Here is a 19,456-nt window from a genome sequence, read left to right on the forward strand (position 1 = left end):
GCAATTCGGTGCAACAGCACGGGCGAGAAAAACTTTATATGAATGAACTACCCCACCAGATACTGGAACATCCGGCGGAGCCCGGATGGAAGGTGGATTTTGAAGCTTTTCTAGAAGCCCATCCCGACCTGGACACCCTGGAAGTGGTCTTGCCTGACACCAACGGTGTGCTTCGGGGCAAATGGCTGCCGGGCAAGGCGCTGAAGAAGGTTTTCGAGCAGGGCGTCGCCTTTCCTTATTCGCTGTTCGGTCTCGATGTGTGGGGCCGGGAAGTGGAAGCGACCGGTATGCATCTTGAAACCGGCGACAAGGACGGCGTCTGCTGGCCGATCCCGGAATCACTCAAGCTCGTGCCCTGGACGGACCGAAAGACCGCGCAGGTTCTTCTGTCGATGTATGACCGGGACGGGCAACCCTTCCCGGCGGATCCACGCCACGTTCTGGAGAACATGGTCGAAAGGCTCAAATCCGAATTCGGCGTATCCGCGACGTGCGCCTTCGAGTTGGAATTCTACCTCTTCGAAGAAAGCGACGGGGATTGGACGGAACAGCCGAAGCCTTTGTTTTCAACCCATCTTGGTCCTGCCCGGCAGAACATGTATGCCCTGTCGGATCTGGAAGCGCTTTTGCCCGTCGTCGATGACTTGCGCAAAGCGTGCGAAGCACAGGGCATTCCGGCGGATGCAGCTGTCTCGGAAGCAGCGCCCGGTCAGTTTGAGCTGAACCTTCATCACCGGCGCAACCCCCTGCTTGCAGCGGATGATGTTGTGCTTCTGAAGCGCCTGGTGGCCGGTGTTGCCCGCAAGCATGAACTGAAAGCATCCTTCATGGCCAAGCCCTTCGTGGAATGGCCCGGCAACGGCATGCATGTGCATGTGTCTATGGAAGATGAAAACGGCAATCTTTTCGCCGATCCGGACAAAGGGCCCGAACGTCTTGGTCATGCCATCAACGGACTGATGAAGACGATGCCCGAGGCTCTTTTGTTGTTCATATCAACCTTCAACGGCTTCCGCCGCATGCAGCCGGGATCCTACGCACCGGCTTCGATCTGCTGGGGCTACGACAACCGTTCGGTCGCTCTGCGTGTCCCCGCTTCCAGCCCGGAAGCTGCAAGGGTTGAACATCGTATCGCGGGCGCGGACGCGAACCCCTATCTGGTGCTGACGGGTATTCTTGCCGGAATGCTCGAAGGTCTGGTTCAGAAAAAGGATCCACCGGCGCCTGTGACCGGGAATGCCTATGAGAAACGAAAGAAGCGCCTGACGCCCTGGATGGACGAAGCCATTGATGCCTTTGAAGCCTCAAAGCTCATGAAACAGGCGGTGGGACCGGAAATGCACAAGGTCCTGACTGAGATAAAACGGGAGGAACTGAACGAATTCGGGCGGGAGATCTCATCACTTGAGCGTCAGACCTATCTTTGATGCACACGTTGCCCAAAATCGGCGCTGGACAAACAATCAGCGCCTCGCCAATGTTCAGAATACAAGGGAAGTGATGAACGGAAAAATCCGTTTACAAACAGGAACAAGGCCGAAAACGGCCGCCGTCAAACCTCTGAAGGGGAGTTCAGAATGACTGTGAAGACTTTGTTGACCGGGGTTGCAGCTCTCAGCTTGCTGGGCAGTGTCGCACACGCTCAGGATCGGACCGTGAATGTCTACAACTGGTCCGACTATATCGATGAATCCATCCTGGAAGACTTTACCAAGGAAACCGGCATCAAGGTCGTCTACGACGTCTTTGACAGCAACGAGGTTCTTGAAACCAAAATACTTGCCGGCGGCACTGGCTATGATGTTGTTGTCCCGACAGGCACCTTCCTCGCGCGGCAGATCCAGGCCGGAGCCTTTACCGAGCTGGACAAATCCAAGCTGTCAAATCTTTCCAACATGTGGAAGGACATTGAGGAGCGGGTTGAGAAATACGACCCGGGCAATGCTTATTCGATCAACTACATGTGGGGCACGACGGGCATCGGCTATAATGTCGACAAGGTCAAGGAAGCCCTCGGCGAAGATGCTCCGGTCGACAGCTGGGATCTCCTCTTCAAGCTTGAGAACATCGAGAAGCTGAAAGACTGCGGCGTCTTCATGCTGGACGCGCCGGCGGAGATGATCCCTGCCGCCCTCAACTATCTGGGTCTTGATCCGGACAGCAAGGACACGGGCGAAATCGAACAGGCCGGCGAACTGCTCAAGTCGATCCGCCCAAGCATTCAGAAGTATCATTCGTCCGAGTACATCAATGCCCTCGCAAATGGCGATATCTGTGTGGCGGTGGGCTGGTCCGGCGATGTTCTTCAGGCGCGCGACCGTGCTGCGGAAGCCGACAACGGCGTCACCGTCGAATATGTCATCCCGAAAGAAGGCGCGCAGATGTGGTTCGACCAGATGGCCATTCCGGCTGATGCGCCGAACATGGAAGAAGCGCATGAATTCCTGAACTACATCATGCGGCCGGACGTCATGGCGAAGGCCTCCAACTATGTCTACTACGCCAACGGCAACGAGGCGTCGAAAGAGCTTCTCAACGAGGATGTGATTGGCGACAAGGCGATCTATCCGGACGAGGCAACGGTCGGCAACCTCTTCACCACCACGCCCTATCCACCAAAGGTCCAAAGGATCGTGACCCGGACCTGGACCGCGGTGAAGAGCGGTCAGTAAGGAAGACGCAAAAGCCAGGCCCGGCACCAGGGCCTGGCTTTTTGATTTGTAGGTATCTCTCTAGGGGTGGGGAACTGTTGTGGCAAAGAAATCGATAGGACCGGTCCGTCGGGAGTTCAGCCCCTGGGAAGATCCGGAGCACCCGCCCTTTATCGAGTTTCGAAACGTCACCAAGAAATTCGGCGACTTCACCGCGGTGAAGAACCTGTCCTTAAAGATTTATGAGAAAGAGTTTTTCGCGCTTCTCGGCGGGTCAGGCTGTGGCAAGACAACCCTGATGCGCATGCTGGCCGGGTTTGAAACGCCCACATCCGGACAGATCTTTCTGGACGGGCAGGACCTTGCAGGCATACCCCCCTACCGGCGGCCGTCCAACATGATGTTCCAGTCCTACGCGCTCTTCCCGCACATGAACGTGGCAAAGAACATCGCCTTCGGGCTCAAGCAGGACAACATGCCGGCACCCGAGATAGAGGCGCGCGTTCAGGAAATGCTCCGTCTGACCAAGCTTGAGCAATTCGCAAAGCGCAAACCGCATCAGCTTTCCGGCGGTCAACGACAGCGGGTCGCGCTTGCGCGCTCGCTCGCGAAACGGCCAAAGGTACTGCTGTTGGACGAACCGCTCGGGGCGCTCGACAGAAAGCTGCGTGAGGAAACACAGTTCGAGCTGATGGGGCTCCAGGAAGACCTGAAGATGACCTTCCTGATCGTGACGCACGATCAGGAAGAAGCCATGACCGTGGCGGATCGCATCGCCGTGATGGACAAGGGCGAACTGGTGCAGGTGGCCACACCCTCGGAGATCTACGAAGCCCCCAACTCGAAATTCGTGGCGGATTTCATTGGCGACGTTAATCTGATTGAGGCCAGGGTTGCCGAGAAAAACGATGCGGGTACCAGGATGGTTTCCCTCGCCGACGGATTTGCCATCGAATGCGATCAGGTAACGGATGCCGCTGTCGGCGAAACGGTCTGGTATGCCATTCGTCCGGAAAAGGTGCGTATCGCACAAGGGGAGGCCGAACAGGGCAAGGTCAATGAGATCGGCGGTATCGTCTGGGACATAGCCTATCTAGGAGACGTGTCGATCATCCACTCCAAGGTCGGGGAAGACGATCACGACACAATACGGGCAACCTTCGCCAACATCTCCCGCATGGTCGAAAATCCGATCAAATGGGACGACAATGTCGTGCTCACATTCGACCGGGACGCCGGTGTCATTCTGACGCGATAGGAGGGCAAAATGGACGCAGAACAAGTTGCCGCTCCGGCCAAGCGAAGCCTCGGAGGCTGGCTTCTGATCGCCGTTCCCTATTTCTGGCTGTTTCTCTTTTTCCTGGCCCCCTTCCTGATCGTTGTGAAGATCTCGCTGTCACAGACCGCGATTGCAATTCCGCCCTATGTTCCGACTTTTGATCTTTCGGAAGGTTGGGAGGCCTTTCAGGGGGCCCTGTCGGAGTTTTCCTTCGAAAATTACGTCTGGCTGACAGAGGACGCCCTTTACTGGAAGTCTTATGTGTCGTCCGTCTCCATCGCGGCTGTCTCCACGCTGATGACGCTGATCATCGGTTACCCTATTGCCTACGCTATGGCCCGCAGTCCGCAGTCCTGGCGGCCGACGCTTTTGATGCTTGTCATTCTGCCGTTCTGGACGAGCTTTCTGATCCGGGTCTACGCCTGGATCGGGATCTTGAAAAACGAGGGACTGCTCAATCAGCTGTTGCTGACGTTTGGCTTGATCAATGAGCCGCTGGTCATCCTGAACACCAACATCGCCGTCTATATCGGTATCGTCTATTCATATCTGCCCTTCCTGGTGCTGCCGCTCTATGCAAGCCTGGAACGGCTGGACGGCACCTTGCTGGAAGCCGCCGAAGATCTCGGCTGTCCTCCCTGGAAAGCTTTCTGGAAGATAACAGTTCCGTTGTCGTTGCCCGGCATTATTGCCGGGTGTTTCCTCGTGTTCATTCCGGCGGTCGGCGAGTTCGTTATTCCGGATCTTCTGGGCGGGTCCAACACCCTGATGATCGGTAAGACCCTTTGGGTCGAGTTTTTCAACAACAGGGACTGGCCGGTCTCTTCCGCCGTCGCGGTGATCCTGCTGCTGATCCTGGTCATTCCGATCGTGCTCTTCCAGAACCAGCAGCAGAAAATGTCGGAGAAAGAAGGATGACGCGCGGTCCGACCTGGTTCAACATTACGTCACTGGTATTCGGCTTTTCCTTTCTTTACCTGCCGATCGTCCTCCTGGTGATCTATTCCTTCAACGAAAGCCGGCTGGTGACCGTTTGGGGTGGTTTTTCGACCAAGTGGTATGCGTCTCTTCTCCAGAACGATCAGTTGCTCGATGCCGCCTGGGTGACGTTGCGCGTGGCGTTCACATCCGCGACCATTGCAACCGTGCTTGGAACTTTAGCGGCGCTGGTGCTGGTGCGCTCGGGTCGCTTCATCGGACGGTCTCTGTTCTCCGGAATGATCTTTGCGCCATTGGTGATGCCCGAGGTTATTCTCGGCCTGTCGCTTCTGTTGCTCTTCGTGGCAATGGATACCGCGCGCGGGTTCTGGACGGTGATGCTGGCGCATACGACCTTTGCCATGTGCTATGTCGCTGTTGTGGTCCAGTCCCGGCTGGTCGGGTTCGACAAGTCCGTCGAAGAAGCGGCCGAAGATCTCGGGTGCCCGCCGGTCAAAACATTCTTTCTGATCACGCTGCCGATCATTTTGCCTGGCGTCATTGCCGGTTGGATGCTTGCGTTCACCCTGTCCCTTGATGATCTGGTAATTGCGAGCTTTACCACGGGGCCTGGTGCGACGACCTTGCCGATGAAGATCTACTCCCAGGTGCGCCTGGGCGTCACGCCGGAGATCAACGCGGTCTGCACGATCCTGGTTGGTCTGGTGACGATCGGCGTTATCGCGGCCTCGCTCGTAAGCAAGCGACAGCAGGTGCAGCGTGAACGTGACGAGCGTGCGGCTTTCGGAGCTGATGGCTGATGTTGAGGCCTAGCCGGCCCTGGGCGGACGGATCAGGAAAAACAGCAGCCAGATCGGCACGACAATGAATGCGCCAAGGATCATGTTGGGGATCGCCCAGTCGCGGAACTCGATCAGGTAGATCCAGAGCTCCAGTGGGCTGAGGCCGACTGACCCGAGAATGTCCTCGGCCGTAATGTTGACGAACGAAAGGCCCGCGCCGACCAGCAGGGAAAAGGCTGCAATCCTGAAAACTGTTGACCAGAACGGGTACACGGCGCGCGGTTTCTCTCAAGCAAATGTCTGAACTCAGCCGATTGGATTTGCTTTGATCCCTTGGCTGACGCGCCTCAATTCTTCGCTTTAAGACTTTACAAACCATAAACATCTTCCAAAAACGCACGAAAACACGGATCACGTCTGCTTTTCCGGATCAATCGCACACCTGTCGGTGAATGCATGATCTGGTCCGCCGCACAGCCTGAGATTCGCCCGATACCTTCCAAAAAATACCGATCGGTACTGCCGTGTGACGCCCGGCACTTCGAAGCTTGGGTCTTTCTTCCGAAATGGAGCACAGCCGCCGCAGAAGAAGGCACGAAAAGATGCCTCGCGGTCGAGACTGATCACTATCCAGAGGAAGACCCCAGATGAACTTCGAGACATTCAAGCAGAGAGTTACGCCTCTCACAGCCATCTATCGCAGAGACAACGCCTGGGTCGGCAAATGGACCCATTCCTGGAATTACTACCACGAAATGGAGAAATACATCGACGCCGCATTTCGCCTGTACCGGGCCACTTCGAACAACGCACTGAAACTGGTCCTGCTCGGAGGCACAGGCATTCGAAAGAACAAAGACCTTATTGTCAATTTCGGGGTCACCGGCGCAAATGGCATCCAGGACAGGGAAACGGAACAACACGTCAACGCGGAACAAGGCGAGCGAGGTCCAAATTCGACAACAAGACCGGTGCCATCGGTTCCGGTTGTCGGCGTTGGAAGTATCTTGAGCGAGAAACACTGGACGCCGCTATTGAATGACGCGCTGATCATTGGATCTGCATCTGCTGGACAGGAATTCCACCTGGCGCTTGAAAACGGCTATCACCACTCCTGGAGAGACTGCGAACAGTTCATCCAATGGAAGGCAGATCCTGAAATTCGCGAAAAACTGGAACAACTGCAACGTATGAATAATACGCTGGACATAATGGATCGGCGCATTCGTCAGAATCCCGGATTCACCCAGAGCCCGGGAACGAAAAGAGCACACGAAAAACTGAAAAAAGACTACGCGCGTCAATCGACAATCTTCTTCCACACGACCGGTCCCGCCCACTACAAAAAGGTTTGGCAACAGTTTCTGTATGAAAATCTCGACATGCTTTGGGACAACAAAAACGGCGTGCCGAGAGTTCTTGCCCGTGAATTGATCGGTTTGCAATTGTTCGATTATGCCCCTGAGATGAATTACATGAAACTGGGTTTCTCAAGACCCAAAGGACGTCCTCAACCGTCTTTTGAAAGATACGTCAAAGAACTCAACAAACTGGGTATGCATAAAGGCAACAAAGCACGTGCAGATGTCATGAAGTTCTTGTCGGCCTTTCTTTTCGATGACGAGCTGGCGCTGCGTTTTCCGGAGGACGCTGTGACTATCCCGACTGTTGCGTCGCGAAAAGATTTGCTGAGGGGCAACGGGCTGAATATCTGACCCACTGGATAAGACGCGAACACAAGATAGAGTGGCTGGCATTGGTTGCCGGCCATCTGTTTTCATCGAGCTTTTGTGCACGCTTGCGTGCTTCAAACGCCGACGTCCCGCCATCTCCCCGCGGGATCGCTCTGATTTTCGCTGCAATGCGGCAAAGATCTCTTGACCGGGGTGAACCGAGCAGCGAATGTGCGCGTCACGCACCTTGCGGTCAAAACTGGGAGTGAAACATGAACAAAATTTATCCGGACGCAAAGGCCGCCCTGGACGGGCTGACCTTTGACGGCATGAAGGTGATGGCTGGCGGGTTCGGCCTGTGCGGCATTCCGGAAAATCTGATTGTTGCGCTCCGGGACTCCGGAGCAAATGATATAACCGCAATCTCCAACAATGCTGGCGTCGATGACTTCGGTCTTGGGCTTCTTCTGCAGACGCGGCAGATCAAGAAAATGGTCTCATCCTATGTCGGCGAGAACGCGACTTTCGAAAAGCAGTATCTGAACGGCGAACTGGAGCTTGAATTCAATCCGCAGGGAACACTGGCCGAGCGCATCCGCGCAGGTGGTGCCGGGATCCCGGGTTTCTATACCAAAACAGGCGTTGGGACGTTGATCGCCGAGGGCAAGGAACACAAGGATTTCGACGGCGAAACCTACATCATGGAAACCGGTCTTGTGGCCGACGTGTCGCTGGTGAAGGCCTGGAAGGCCGACAAGGAAGGCAACCTGATCTACCGGAAAACCGCGCGCAACTTCAATCCGATGATGGCGACGGCCGGCAAGGTTTGTGTTGTCGAAGTTGAAGAAATTGTCGAGATAGGTGAACTGGATGCGGACAACATCCACACCGCTGGGATCTTCGTTGATCGCATCATTCTCGGTGATCACGAAAAACGCATCGAAAAGCGCACGACGCGCGCAGCCTGAGGAGGATACATCATGGCCTGGACTCGTGATGACATGGCGAAGCGCGCCGCACAGGAACTGGAAGACGGTTTCTACGTCAACCTGGGGATCGGTATCCCGACCCTCGTTTCCAACTACATTCCGGAGGGCGTTCACGTGACGCTCCAGTCGGAAAACGGCATGCTCGGCATGGGACCGTTCCCGACCGATGATGAAGTCGATGCGGACCTGATCAATGCCGGCAAGCAAACCATCACCGAATTGCCGCAGACGAGCTATTTCTCCTCTGCCGACAGTTTCGGCATGATCCGCGGCGGTCACATCGACCTGTCGATCCTGGGCGCAATGGAAGTGGCGGAAACCGGCGATCTGGCCAACTGGATGATCCCGGGAAAGATGGTCAAGGGCATGGGCGGTGCCATGGATCTGGTGGCGGGCGTAAAGCGCGTCGTCGTGATCATGGACCACACGTCGAAAGCCGGTGATCCGAAGCTCCTGAAGGAGTGCACGCTGCCGCTTACCGGCGTCAAATGCGTCGATCGCATCATTACAAACTTTGGCGTTTTTGATGTTGCAGAAGGCGGCCTCAAGGTCGTTGAACTGGCACCGGACGTGACGCTCGACGAAGTCAAGGAAAAGACACAGGCAACCATCGTCTGAGCAAAGACGTTCGGTAAACCGACCCGAAAGATCCGAAAAAGGCGCCTTCACATGAGTGACGGCGCCTTTTCTCATTCAGAATGGCGGCGAAAGATGCCAACGCACGCCAGAGAAGTGCGGTGTATCTCTTAGAGACTATTCGGCAGCCTCGCTTTCGCGCCGTTCTGCAATCGGACGGATTGCCGGGAAGTCGGTATCGGTGAGCGTTTCTTTCGAGAGCAGTAGGCCCGCACCCTCGTCAAGTTCGGAGCGGTGTTCGTTCAAAAGCTCCTTGGCACGCATGAAAGCCGCCTCGACACGCGTTTTGATCGCGATATCGATTTCCCTCTGCGTGTCGGGAGAGACTTCGGCGACATCGCCGGCGGGCTGGCCCAGGAAGTTCTGGCGCTGCGTTGCATAGGCGCGATTTCCAAGAGCGTTCTCCATCCCGTAGCGCATGACCATGTCTCGGGCGACCTCCGTCACCTTCTGGAGATCGTCCGATGCACCGGTCGATATCTCGCCGAAGACAATCTCTTCTGCAGCCCGGCCACCCATCAAAACTGCCATGCGGTTTTCCAGGTCCTGGGTGGACAAGAGAAAACGGTCCTCTGTCGGCCGCTGCATCGTGTAGCCGAGAGCACCGATGCCGCGCGGGATGATGGAGATCTTGTGAACCGGATCGCAGCCTTCAAGGTTTGCTGCAACGAGCGCGTGGCCCATTTCGTGAAACGCCACGGTGTTGCGCTCCTTTTCAGACAGGATGCGGCTGCGTTTTTCCAGTCCGGCAACCACGCGCTCCACGGCTTCGTTGAAGTCCTGCAGGGTGACAGCTTCAGCCTTGCGCCGCGTTGCAAGAAGAGCAGCTTCGTTCACAAGGGTCGCGAGATCAGCGCCTGAAAACCCGGCCGTGAGCTGTGCGATCTGGTCAAGATCTGTGTTGGGGTCCAGAACGATCTTCTTGATGTGAACGTCCAGGATTGCCCTGCGTCCGGACTTGTCTGGCCGGTCGACAAGCACCTGCCGGTCAAAGCGTCCGGCGCGCAGCAGGGCAGGGTCGAGAATCTCGGGCCGGTTTGTTGCTGCAAGCAAGATTATGCCGCTTGACGGATCGAACCCGTCAAGTTCGGTCAAGAGCTGATTGAGCGTCTGTTCCTTCTCGTCGTTCGAGCCCATTGCGCCGCTGGAACGCGCCCGCCCGAGTGCATCGAGTTCGTCGATGAAGATGATCGCGGGGGCCGCCTTGCGCGCCTGTTCGAAAAGGTCGCGGACACGGGCCGCGCCGACACCGACGAACATTTCCACGAACTCGGATCCTGAGATGGAAAAGAACGGCACCGCCGCTTCGCCGGCCACGGCGCGGGCCAGAAGCGTTTTTCCCGTTCCGGGGGGACCCACAAGAAGAATGCCTTTGGGAACATGTGCGCCGAGGCGGCCGTAGGACGAGGGATCTTTAAGAAAGTCAACGACTTCCTTCAGCTCCCTCTTGGCTTCGTCGACCCCCGCGACATTGTCGAAGCGGACATCGACGTCGGTCTCGACATAGACCTTGGCCTTGGACTTTCCGACCGTCATCATGCCGCCAATGCCCTGTTTTTCCGCAATCCGGCGGATGAAGAACATCCACAATCCGAAGAACAGCAGCACCGGGAGCACCCAGGACATGATGTCCCGGACAAAAGTGCTCTGAACGATACCGGTGAATTTGACGTCGTATTTGGTAAGCTCTTCGGCAAGCGGAATGTCGACACGTGTCGTGACAAAATACTGTTTGCCGTCCTTCAAGGGTTCCTTGAACTTGCCCTCGATGGTGTTTTCCTTGATCGAGATTTCCTCGATCTTCTTGTCCTTGAGGTACTGTTCAAACTGGCTGTAGGGGATCGGCTCCACAGTCTTGTAAGTGGTCCACCAGCTCTGGAACATCAGCACCAGCATCATGGCGATGAAGGCATACCAGAGATTGATCTGATGTTTTTTGTCCATGGAAAACACGTCCTGACTGTGGTCTTAGCAGTGCCGCCATTGGGACGGCTTGGGCACACCCTGTCAAGGGATGGGGTAAGTGAGTTTCTGTATTGTTTCCGGCAACCCGCCTCTGTAACTCGCAGTTTGTTGCGAAGTCCTGGCAATGAAGCATCTGCAAGTTAACGAGCGGCTCAATCAATCATGGCCGTTTAACCAAAAGTGGTTCTGGAAACCGGTTTTGGAATGTTTTCGAGCCTTGGCGGCGCACATATAGAACACCGGGACTTTTGTTCGCAACGACCCTCAATTCGAGATTTGCCTGAATTTAAGCGTCTCAATTGAGCGCCAAGAGTGAGAAAATCAGAAAACTGGAGTCTTTTGTTCCGATTTTGCTTGACCACGCTGCTGAATGCGATACCTGAGTGCAGGGATCATATTTAAGTCCCGTGTTCTTTATAAGGGGAGTCTAAAATGCCTTCGTTACGTTCAGCCCTGACCAGCTCAGGTCTTGCAGCAGCCTTGTTGCTTGCAGCTTCACCGCTTGCTCTCGCAGATGGCGAACTAAACCTGTACTCATCCCGCCATTACGATACAGACGAACGTCTTTATTCCGACTTTGAAGAACTTACCGGAATCAAGATCAATCGTATTGAAGGCAAAGCAGACGAATTGATTACCCGGATGGAAGCAGAAGGTGAAAACAGCCCTGCTGACATTCTACTGACCGTCGACACGTCTCGCCTTGAGCGCGCAAAGCAAGCAGGTGTGCTTCAGTCTGTAGAGTCGCCGCTTCTTGAAGCGCGCATTCCAAGTTATCTGCAAGATGATGACAACCAGTGGTACGGTTTTTCTCAGCGTGCCCGTATTCTCTTCTACGACAAAGAAAAAGTCTCCGAGCCGCCGCTGACTTACCAGGAGCTCGCCGATCCGAAATACAAAGGCATGATTTGTATCCGTTCGTCTTCGAACGTCTACACACAAACAATCACGGCTGCGTTGATCGAGCACCTTGGTGAAGATGCGGTGAAAGACTGGGCAACAGCGGTGGTCGGCAATTTTGCTCGCGACCCGCAAGGCGGTGATACGGACCAGCTGCGTGGCATCGTATCCGGCGAGTGCGCGATTGCTATGTCGAACACTTACTATTTCGGCCGCGCTATCCGTAAGTCGGTCGATGGTCTTTCTGACAGCGTCGACAAGGTTGGTTGGGTATTCCCGAACCAAGAGAGCATTGGCGCTCACATGAACCTGTCAGGTGGCGGCGTTGCCAAGAATGCGCCGAACAAGGAAAACGCGATCAAGTTCCTTGAGTATCTGGCATCGGATTCAGCACAGCAGTATTTCTCAGCGGGCAACGATGAATACCCGGCAGTCCCAGGTGTTGGTCTTAGCCCATCTGTTGCACAGCTCGGCTTCTTCAAACCGGATGATGTTGACGCATCCGCGATTGCAGCAAACGTCCCGGCTGCGCAGAAAGTACTTAACGAAGCTGGTTGGAAGTAACGCCGCAAGGCACAGCTTCTTGCATTTTGCTCCCTTGCGCTCTTGGCGCAGGGGAGTTTTTTGTGCGCGCGGCTCTGAGTTTAGGTTCGCATTTCAGTCTTCTTTGGGATGTGGATCATTAAGAAGAGACGTGGACAGCAATGGATCGGTCGGAGGGCTCTTTTGCTCAAGCGCACCCAATGTGTGGCGACGCTAAGCGAGGTGTGACGTATCTGCCTGTGCGCTTCGCGAAGACGTATTCTTCCTTGCGAGCGTCTTGCAAACGATGATCACTGGTAACAGTCCGACCATCACTATGACCAGAGACGGCACCGCCGCTCCCTCCAGCCTTTCGTCCGACGCAAGTCTGTAGGCCTGTACGGCAAGCGTGTCGAAATTGAACGGTCGCATGATCAGCGTCGCCGGCAGTTCTTTCATGACATCCACGAAGACCACGAGAAGAGCGGTTAGGACAGTGGGGCGCAGGATGGGTATGTGAACGCTCCACAGCATCTGTAAAGGCGAGCGTCCCAACGTGCGCGCTACTGCGTCGGTGGAGGGGTTTATTGTTGTCATCCCCGCATCCACCGTGTTGAGGGCGGCGGCCATGAAGCGGACAGCATAAGCCATGATCAAAACAGCGATTGTGCCGGTGAACAACAGACCGGTTCGGATGCCGAATGTGGATCGCATGTAAGCGTCAATGGTGTTGTCCAGGAGAGCAAAGGGAACTAGCAGTCCAACAGCGATGACGCCGCCTGGCACGGCATATCCAATTCGGCTTACATGTGCGGCAAACATCGAGGTCTTTGATGGATTTAGCCGTACGTTGAACGAGAGCAGAAATGCCGAGCCCACTGTCACAATTGACGCGACGCTCGCAAGAATGATCGAGTTCTGGATGAAACCCAGGTAGCGATCAGAAAAGAGATCCTGTTCGGACCCCAGGCCCATTTCGAACAACAAGACCAGTGGCAGGACAAAGCCAAAGAAAACAGGCGCTGCGCAGGCAACAATCGCACCAATGCGATGCCATCCGAAAAGCGCAACCGGAGGGACGCGTTCGAACCTCTTTCCGGCGTGATAGTTTCTTGCAGCACCGCGTTGCGTCCGTTCGAGAATTGCCAGGAAGAGCGCAAAAGAAAGGAGGCACAGCGCCAGTTGTGCAGCACCTGCGCGATCGGCAAGGGAGAACCAGCTTGTGTAAATCCCCGTTGCAAATGTCTGAATTCCGAAATAGCTCACCGTCCCGAAATCGGCGATGGTTTCCATGACCGCAAGCAGGACACCACCCGCGATCGCGGGTCTCGCCATCGGCAGAGACACTGCGAAAAAAGCGCTCCATGCGTTCCGGCCCATGGACCGGGCCGCGATATTTGCTGTTGCCGATTCCTGCAAAAAAGCGGCGCGAGCGAGAAGATAAACATAGGGATAGAGAACCAGCGTAAGCATGATCGCTGCGCCTTCGACGCTGCGTATTTCGGGAAACCAGTAGTCACGTGGTCCCCAGCCCGTAAGCGACCTCAAAGTTGTTTGGACTGCGCCTGGATGATCCAGGAAGTCGGTATACGCATAGCCCATCACGTAGGCTGGAAAAGCGAACGGCAATGCCAAGGCGACTTCAAAAAATCGAACGCCCGGGAACTTTGTCATCGTCACGAGCCAAGCGGTTCCCGTGCCAATGATCGCCGTAAACACAGCGACGAGCAGCATGAGCGCAAGCGTCGTCATCGTGTAGCGAAACAGAACGGTTTCAGCGAGGTGCTGTATTGTCTCCAATGAACCTGTGGCCGCTGCCAGTGCGACCGCTACCATGGGTAACAAGCACATACCTGCAAGCAGCATAGCGCTGAAAGTCAGCGTCTTGCTGACAGGCTTAGCCCTTCTGCGACCTGTCGTCTCCGCAATTCTCCTCTTATTTACAGAGAGGTCGGTCAGGTGTCGTCTCCTTAGTGGCTGAATGCGTGTGCTGCATCGGGTAAACAGGTTTCGCAAATGCGGTCTGCGCACTTGCATTACAAAACTTGCGTGAAAGTCTCAAGTATTCTTAATGAAAAGCGCTGATCAAGGCACCTGCCTTCCGCAAAACCCGTGAGCATGTAGAAGACCATTAGCGTGCAATCGTGGACAGCAAAGACAGCTCACTAAAAGCGCCGATCCGCTTTCTGGATCAACCGCCATTCCTGTTTTGTGTCGGGGTTTTCCGCTGCGCTATTCAGACAGGACCCTTTGTGTCGGGAAGACAATTTCCACCAGCGTACCCTGGTCCGGCGTGGAATCGATGTGGAAGCTCGCCCGATTGGCCTCCACCAGCGCCTTGGTCAATGGCAGGCCAAGTCCGGTTCCGCCACCCCGGCTGGCAGTATGCAGCTGACGGAAGGGTTCCAATGCAGCCGTAAGCTGTTTTGCCGTCATGCCTGTTCCCGTGTCCCGCACTCTTAGCGCGACCTCGCCGTTGCTTTCAAGCGCTGTCGAGAGGATCACCTGTCCGCCGGACTTGTTGTATTTGATGCCATTTGAGAGAAGGTTCAGAACGATCTGGCGTAAAGAACGAGCATCGGCAACGACATCCGGTACCGATTCGGGAAGGCTTGCCCGGATAATCACCCGTTCGCGGTTCGCCTGCGGCTGCATCAGGGCGACACATTCGTTGATCACTTCGTTTGTCGATACCGCTGTGAACTGCAGATCAAGCTTTCCCGCCTCGATTTTCGACAAATCGAGAAGGTCGTTGATCAGGCTCATGATGTGTGAGCCCGAAGTCCTGATGTCTTTCAGATAATCCTTGTAACGGTCGTTTCCGATCGCACCGAAGCGCTCTTCCATCATGACTTCGGAAAAGCCGATGATCGCGTTCAAAGGCGTGCGGATTTCATGGCTGATCTTGGCCAGGAAATCAGACTTTTGCGAACTGGCGTTTTCCGCTTGCCGCTTGGCCTGGGTCAGCTCTTCTTCGGCGGTTTTCCATTGGGTGATGTCGCGCAGGACCGCACAGTATTTCGCGTCGTCGTTCCGGCTGGTGATCCGGCCCATGGTCATGAAAAGCGGGATGAGGCCGCCGGCAGGGACCTGACCGAGGACTTCACGCCCGTCATTCAGGATGCTGGCAACGCCGTTCTTTGAAAGGCCGTCAAGATAGTCTGTCGCGGCCCGGTGGCTTTCCGGTGCCAGGAATTCGGTAAAGGGTGCACCGATCATGTCGGCCCGGTTCGCGCTGAAAAGGGCCTCTGCAGAACCGTTGACCTTCACGATTGTTCCGTGTTGATCAAGCACGAGCACACCGTCAGTCGCGGTTTCCAGGATTGTATCCATTTCCGCAATCTGGTCGCGCGCATTGTCCAGTTCGGAGCGCACTTCCGCGAAGAAGTTCGGAGAAGCGGGAACAGAATCTGCAGGTGTTTGCCTGGAGGGACGTTCGGTGATGGAAATCATCAGGCCGTGGCTGCCGTTCCAAGGAACCGAATGCATATGCGCATCCACGTTCATGACACCGCCGTCGGCGAGCCGGACTTTCATGGCCTCATCAACTTCGCCGTCGACGCCAACGGCATCAGTAAGCTCTTCCGTATCATCGATGAACAGTGCTTCGAGCCCGCCTGCCTCGCACAGCGAGGCGACGGAGGTATAGCCAAGCATCTTCAAGAGCGCCTTGTTGGCGTAGAGCACCTCGCGGTCATGCACGATCGAAATACCGATGGGCAGCCGGTCGAGGAGCGTCGGATCGATCGGACCGGCTTCGGGAACCTCGGGCGGAAGCTCGTCAATCGGTTCTTCTTCTTCCGGATCCGGTGCTTCGAAATCCTCCAGATCACCTTCCAGCCTGGCACCGAGTGCCTCGGCTATCTTTCGGAAGGCCTGGCGTTCGGGACGCGAAAGCCCTGACGTATCAACTGGAACAACTCTCGGCCGCGCCGTTGCCAGGGGAATGACTTCGCCGGTTCTCTGCTCCGGCTCGGACGTGTCGTCTGAAGACTTCTCAGCTTCGGCGGCCCGTTCTTCCTGCTCAAATGCCGCCGTTTCTTCGAAGAATTCGCGTTCTTCGTCAACAGCAGGATCTTCATCAATCTCAGGCAGCAAGTCCGCGCTGGGTTGGCCAGCATCGCCGCTTTCTTCGTCGTCACCCTCTTCGTCGTCTGCCTCTTCGTTAGCCGCTTCGAACAAAGCGTCGTCTGACTCCTCGTCGATTGTTGTGCCGGTCTCAAGCTCTTCGTCGAGGGAGGCTTCTGTCGCCTCTTCATGCGCACTTTCTTCGTGGGCATGTTCCTCTACAGCCGCTTCTTCGCCAGCGTCGTCGAAGAGATCGGGCGATTTGGTCTCCGACTGCTTGTAGGACTTCGCCAGGCTTTTGACAGCGCTTTCGATTTCTGCAGGTTTCAGCGCCGCCGGACCTGCGATGCCGACGGGTTCTTCCGCTTCTTTATCAATGCTCTCGCTAGCAGTCTCTTCAACTGCTCCGCTTTCAACGGCGTCTGCATCCGCATGATCGGCAGCACCGCTCTCATGTTTATCTTCGTCCGTTTCGTCCACCTGATCGGGCGCGCCGGCTGCGATGTCTTCCACCGCGTCGGCTGTGTCTTCAGCGCCGTCGGCAACTTCCTCGGCTGGAGTACCTTCGGACGACTCCGGCGTCTCTTCGCTCGAACCGGTTTCGCTTTCATTACCCTCGGACGCGATGTCGTCCTCGTCGGAGGTAACCGGATCGTCGATTTCTTCGGAACCATCCGGAGCACTTTCCAAGTTCTCGGACGTGGTTTCGGCTTCAGGTTCCAAGACGTCGTCTTCAGGCGCTGCGTCCAGAGCTGCTGCCGCGTTCTTCAGATCTTCAGAAAGGTCGTTTGTGCTGTCCGCCGCTTCACTTTCGGCAAGTTCAGCGGTCTCCGGAACGGGTTCACGGTCGTTGACAGGTTCCGCCGGTTTGGCGTCCTTTTTGCCTTTGAACATGGAGAGCGACCCGACAAGTGCAGCGGCACTCGCCCCGAGAAATGTTCGACCTCCCAACGAATTCGGAGTTGCGGGTTTCAGATCCGACAGATCCTGTTCAGCAGCGGTGCTGTCGGCGGCAACTTCTTCCGAAGTCTCTCCTGATGGCTCGGCGTCATGCGTCTCCGGTTGCACTTCAACGGCTGCTTCATCAGTACCGTCTTCAGCTGCATCGCTGGTGACGGTGTCACTTAACTCGGCATTTTCCTTGACACCTTCGGTGACACTATTCGTGCCGTTTTCACTCAAACGATCATCGGCATCGATCTCGGTATGCTCTTCGCTTTCTTCGGGAGCTTCCGGTTGACCTTCCGGCTCTGCCTCGATGTGCAGATCAGATGCGTCTTCATCTATTGGAGCGTCGTTCGGATCTGGGGTCTCAAGGCCATGTTCGTCTCTGTCGGCCACGTCCTCGTGCTGGTCCGCGATGTCCTCGGTGCCGGCTGCCGCATCCGTCTTTGCTGGTGGCGTCTCGTCGCCTTCAATAGGTACGGGTGCGATGATGGGCGCAGGTATGAAACCGTCCGGATCCTGAACCGCGTCCGATGTCCGGCAAACGCCGAAGCCGCGATAGCCCTCAAACTTGCGGTTCCGGTCAAAAGCGGGAAGTGCGGCCATGTCGACAGGAACACGAAGCGCGGCACCTGTGACAGGCCAGGCGACGGTTTTTCCGCTCCAGGTGTCACGCCGGTCAAGCGCACGGGCGATATTGCCGCGCGGGTCCAGCCCGAATTCTTCAGAAACGTCTGCCCATGTTGCACCAACGATGTTCGTCGCATCAGGGCCAAGAACCTCGGCAAACTCGTCGGACAGGAAAGTGAAGCGCTGCTCGATGTCCATTTTCCAGGCGAAGCGGACCGGGCGCCGGCGGGGCTGAAAAACGAAACCATCCACCACATCCGCATCATCAGGACCGTTGTCAGAAAGAGAAGGTTCGTCTTCTGACGGTTCCGTCTCCGCTGCGATGTTGGCGGTGTCACTGTCAGGGGCACCAGCGTCTTCGGCATCCAGAGCCCCATCAGGCTCTGATGGATCCGCAACCAAAGACGAAGTCTCCGCATCATCCTGCGTATCGAGCTCACTTTCCGGCGCACTTTCCTGGAGATCGTTCTCCGCATCAGCGGCAATCGGTTCCGGCGCTTCGTCGATAATCGGGTCGTCGCCGGCGCTGATCTCGGGTTCATGTTCCTGACCCGGCTCGTCCGCTGCAGCGTCAGCGCCGAGTGTTTCGGCGTCTTCGGGCTGCGCGTCCTCACTGGCGACTTCCTCAACCGCATCGGCGTCGGCAACATCCTCCGATGTGGCAACGACCGGGCTCATGACAGGGGCCGCGGCCTCATCCGTTTCAGTGTCGGGCTCTTCCGGAGCCTCCTGATCGTTCAACGGCGCGTCCTGAACTACAATGATCCGCGGGCCTGCCGGAATCTGCAGGATTCCGCTGTCGTGATAGCTGCCGTTGAGGTCAAGCGGCCCGAATAGCACTCTCTGGCCTTGCGGCAACTCGAGGGCCTCAGGGTTGCCCGTAAGGGCGCCGTATGTCTCCTCGACCGTTTCGTCCGAGATCAGAAAAACCGTTGTGCCATCGGAGCGCAACAGATGGGCAAAAGCGGGGATCGGCTCTTTCGTCAGCGCAAGTCCCTTGTCGCTGCATACGATCAATGCTGCGGTGCCGCCATCGGGCAGTTCAACACGCTTGCACTGACAGGTGAGCAACATCACCCTGAGACCGCGGTAAAACCGCAACCTGTCGATGCTGAAACGATCGGTGAGACCAGATTGCGCGATCCGCGCAATGTGCGGGCGGGCAGGTGACCGCTCAAGCGCAGTCAGGGCCGCGAGCTCCGAAACGGACTGTGCAGAGAAGAAGGCCGCGCCGGCTGCGTTTGACCATAAGATTTTCGCGCCGTCGGCAGACCAGAGCCAGGCGGCTCTTTTGTCGGCGGCGATTTGGACCAGATCCTTCATGGCACTCAGTTCCAGGAACGATTGGGTCTGGTTGTCCATGGTGTTGCTCCAATGGTCGGCGATACCGAATTGCGGCGACGCTCCTGCCGGATTGAGTGAATTTGTAAACACTCTGTTAATACAAGCAAAGCTTTGCATCGTCCACGTAAAGCAA

Annotated in this window: 13 protein-coding genes; 9 read left to right on the forward strand and 4 right to left on the reverse strand. The window is 56.2% G+C overall.

Annotation, left to right across the window (positions count from 1 at the left end):
• The first annotated feature begins 38 nt into the window (after positions 1–38).
• The 5 genes from ABVF61_RS16310 (at position 39) to ABVF61_RS16330 (ending at position 5,669) form a co-directional block, all read left to right on the forward strand.
• Complete coding sequence (locus ABVF61_RS16310; protein WP_353994590.1) at positions 39–1,427, forward strand: glutamine synthetase family protein; 1,389 nt, start codon at positions 39–41, stop codon at positions 1,425–1,427.
• 150 nt (positions 1,428–1,577) lie between these two features.
• Entirely contained in the window at positions 1,578–2,672 is a 1,095-nt protein-coding gene (locus tag ABVF61_RS16315; protein WP_353994591.1) for a polyamine ABC transporter substrate-binding protein, read from the forward strand.
• Between the two features lie 79 nt (positions 2,673–2,751).
• On the forward strand, positions 2,752–3,909 hold the full coding sequence (locus ABVF61_RS16320) for an ABC transporter ATP-binding protein (protein WP_353994592.1): 1,158 nt from the start codon (positions 2,752–2,754) through the stop codon (positions 3,907–3,909).
• A 9-nt stretch (positions 3,910–3,918) separates the two neighbouring features.
• Entirely contained in the window at positions 3,919–4,848 is a 930-nt protein-coding gene (locus ABVF61_RS16325; RefSeq protein ID WP_353994593.1) for an ABC transporter permease subunit, read from the forward strand.
• Positions 4,845–5,669 (forward strand): ABC transporter permease, encoded by an 825-nt coding sequence (locus ABVF61_RS16330; RefSeq protein ID WP_353994594.1) that lies wholly within the window; start codon positions 4,845–4,847, stop codon positions 5,667–5,669. Before ABVF61_RS16325 ends, ABVF61_RS16330 begins: the two co-directional genes overlap by 4 nt.
• A gap of 9 nt (positions 5,670–5,678) precedes the next feature.
• Here the strand turns inward: ABVF61_RS16330 and ABVF61_RS16335 are convergent, their stop codons facing one another.
• Positions 5,679–5,924 (reverse strand): DUF6460 domain-containing protein, encoded by a 246-nt coding sequence (locus ABVF61_RS16335; RefSeq protein ID WP_353994595.1) that lies wholly within the window; start codon positions 5,922–5,924, stop codon positions 5,679–5,681.
• A 734-nt stretch (positions 5,925–6,658) separates the two neighbouring features.
• On the opposite strand from ABVF61_RS16335, the gene ABVF61_RS16340 reads away from it, so the two are divergent.
• The 3 genes from ABVF61_RS16340 (at position 6,659) to ABVF61_RS16350 (ending at position 8,931) form a co-directional block, all read left to right on the forward strand.
• A complete protein-coding gene (locus ABVF61_RS16340; RefSeq protein WP_353994596.1) occupies positions 6,659–7,366 on the forward strand; it encodes a hypothetical protein in 708 nt (235 codons plus the stop codon).
• Between the two features lie 230 nt (positions 7,367–7,596).
• Entirely contained in the window at positions 7,597–8,292 is a 696-nt protein-coding gene (locus ABVF61_RS16345; RefSeq protein ID WP_353994597.1) for a CoA transferase subunit A, read from the forward strand.
• 12 nt (positions 8,293–8,304) lie between these two features.
• Entirely contained in the window at positions 8,305–8,931 is a 627-nt protein-coding gene (locus ABVF61_RS16350) for a CoA transferase subunit B (protein WP_353994598.1), read from the forward strand.
• 135 nt (positions 8,932–9,066) lie between these two features.
• Here the strand turns inward: ABVF61_RS16350 and ftsH are convergent, their stop codons facing one another.
• On the reverse strand, positions 9,067–10,893 hold the full coding sequence (gene ftsH / locus ABVF61_RS16355; RefSeq protein WP_353994599.1) for an ATP-dependent zinc metalloprotease FtsH: 1,827 nt from the start codon (positions 10,891–10,893) through the stop codon (positions 9,067–9,069).
• A 453-nt stretch (positions 10,894–11,346) separates the two neighbouring features.
• Between ftsH and ABVF61_RS16360 the strand changes: the two genes are divergently transcribed.
• Positions 11,347–12,378: a Fe(3+) ABC transporter substrate-binding protein gene (locus tag ABVF61_RS16360; RefSeq protein WP_353994600.1), complete on the forward strand. Its 1,032-nt coding sequence runs from the start codon at positions 11,347–11,349 to the stop codon at positions 12,376–12,378.
• A gap of 192 nt (positions 12,379–12,570) precedes the next feature.
• Here ABVF61_RS16360 and ABVF61_RS16365 read toward each other — a convergent pair whose 3' ends face one another.
• Positions 12,571–14,172 carry an ABC transporter permease gene (locus tag ABVF61_RS16365; RefSeq protein WP_353994601.1) on the reverse strand — a complete coding sequence of 534 codons (1,602 nt, stop codon included), beginning with the start codon at positions 14,170–14,172 and terminating at the stop codon, positions 12,571–12,573.
• A 396-nt stretch (positions 14,173–14,568) separates the two neighbouring features.
• Positions 14,569–19,341: an ATP-binding protein gene (locus ABVF61_RS16370; protein ID WP_353994602.1), complete on the reverse strand. Its 4,773-nt coding sequence runs from the start codon at positions 19,339–19,341 to the stop codon at positions 14,569–14,571.
• Positions 19,342–19,456: the final 115 nt, after the last annotated feature.

This window comes from Roseibium sp. HPY-6, from assembly GCF_040530035.1.
In the GTDB taxonomy this organism is placed as follows: domain Bacteria; phylum Pseudomonadota; class Alphaproteobacteria; order Rhizobiales; family Stappiaceae; genus Roseibium.

Bases quoted from the DNA above. Each gene is read 5' to 3' on its own strand.
- ABVF61_RS16350 (WP_353994598.1), top strand. From the start codon at position 8,305: ATGGCCTGGACTCGTGATGACATGGCGAAGCGCGCCGCACAGGAACTG.
- ABVF61_RS16325 (WP_353994593.1), top strand. From the start codon at position 3,919: ATGGACGCAGAACAAGTTGCCGCTCCGGCCAAGCGAAGCCTCGGAGGC.
- ABVF61_RS16370 (WP_353994602.1), bottom strand. From the start codon at position 19,341: ATGGACAACCAGACCCAATCGTTCCTGGAACTGAGTGCCATGAAGGAT.
- ABVF61_RS16330 (WP_353994594.1), top strand. From the start codon at position 4,845: ATGACGCGCGGTCCGACCTGGTTCAACATTACGTCACTGGTATTCGGC.
- ABVF61_RS16315 (WP_353994591.1), top strand. From the start codon at position 1,578: ATGACTGTGAAGACTTTGTTGACCGGGGTTGCAGCTCTCAGCTTGCTG.
- ABVF61_RS16360 (WP_353994600.1), top strand. From the start codon at position 11,347: ATGCCTTCGTTACGTTCAGCCCTGACCAGCTCAGGTCTTGCAGCAGCC.
- ABVF61_RS16310 (WP_353994590.1), top strand. From the start codon at position 39: ATGAATGAACTACCCCACCAGATACTGGAACATCCGGCGGAGCCCGGA.
- ABVF61_RS16365 (WP_353994601.1), bottom strand. From the start codon at position 14,172: ATGGTAGCGGTCGCACTGGCAGCGGCCACAGGTTCATTGGAGACAATA.
- ABVF61_RS16345 (WP_353994597.1), top strand. From the start codon at position 7,597: ATGAACAAAATTTATCCGGACGCAAAGGCCGCCCTGGACGGGCTGACC.
- ftsH (WP_353994599.1), bottom strand. From the start codon at position 10,893: ATGGACAAAAAACATCAGATCAATCTCTGGTATGCCTTCATCGCCATG.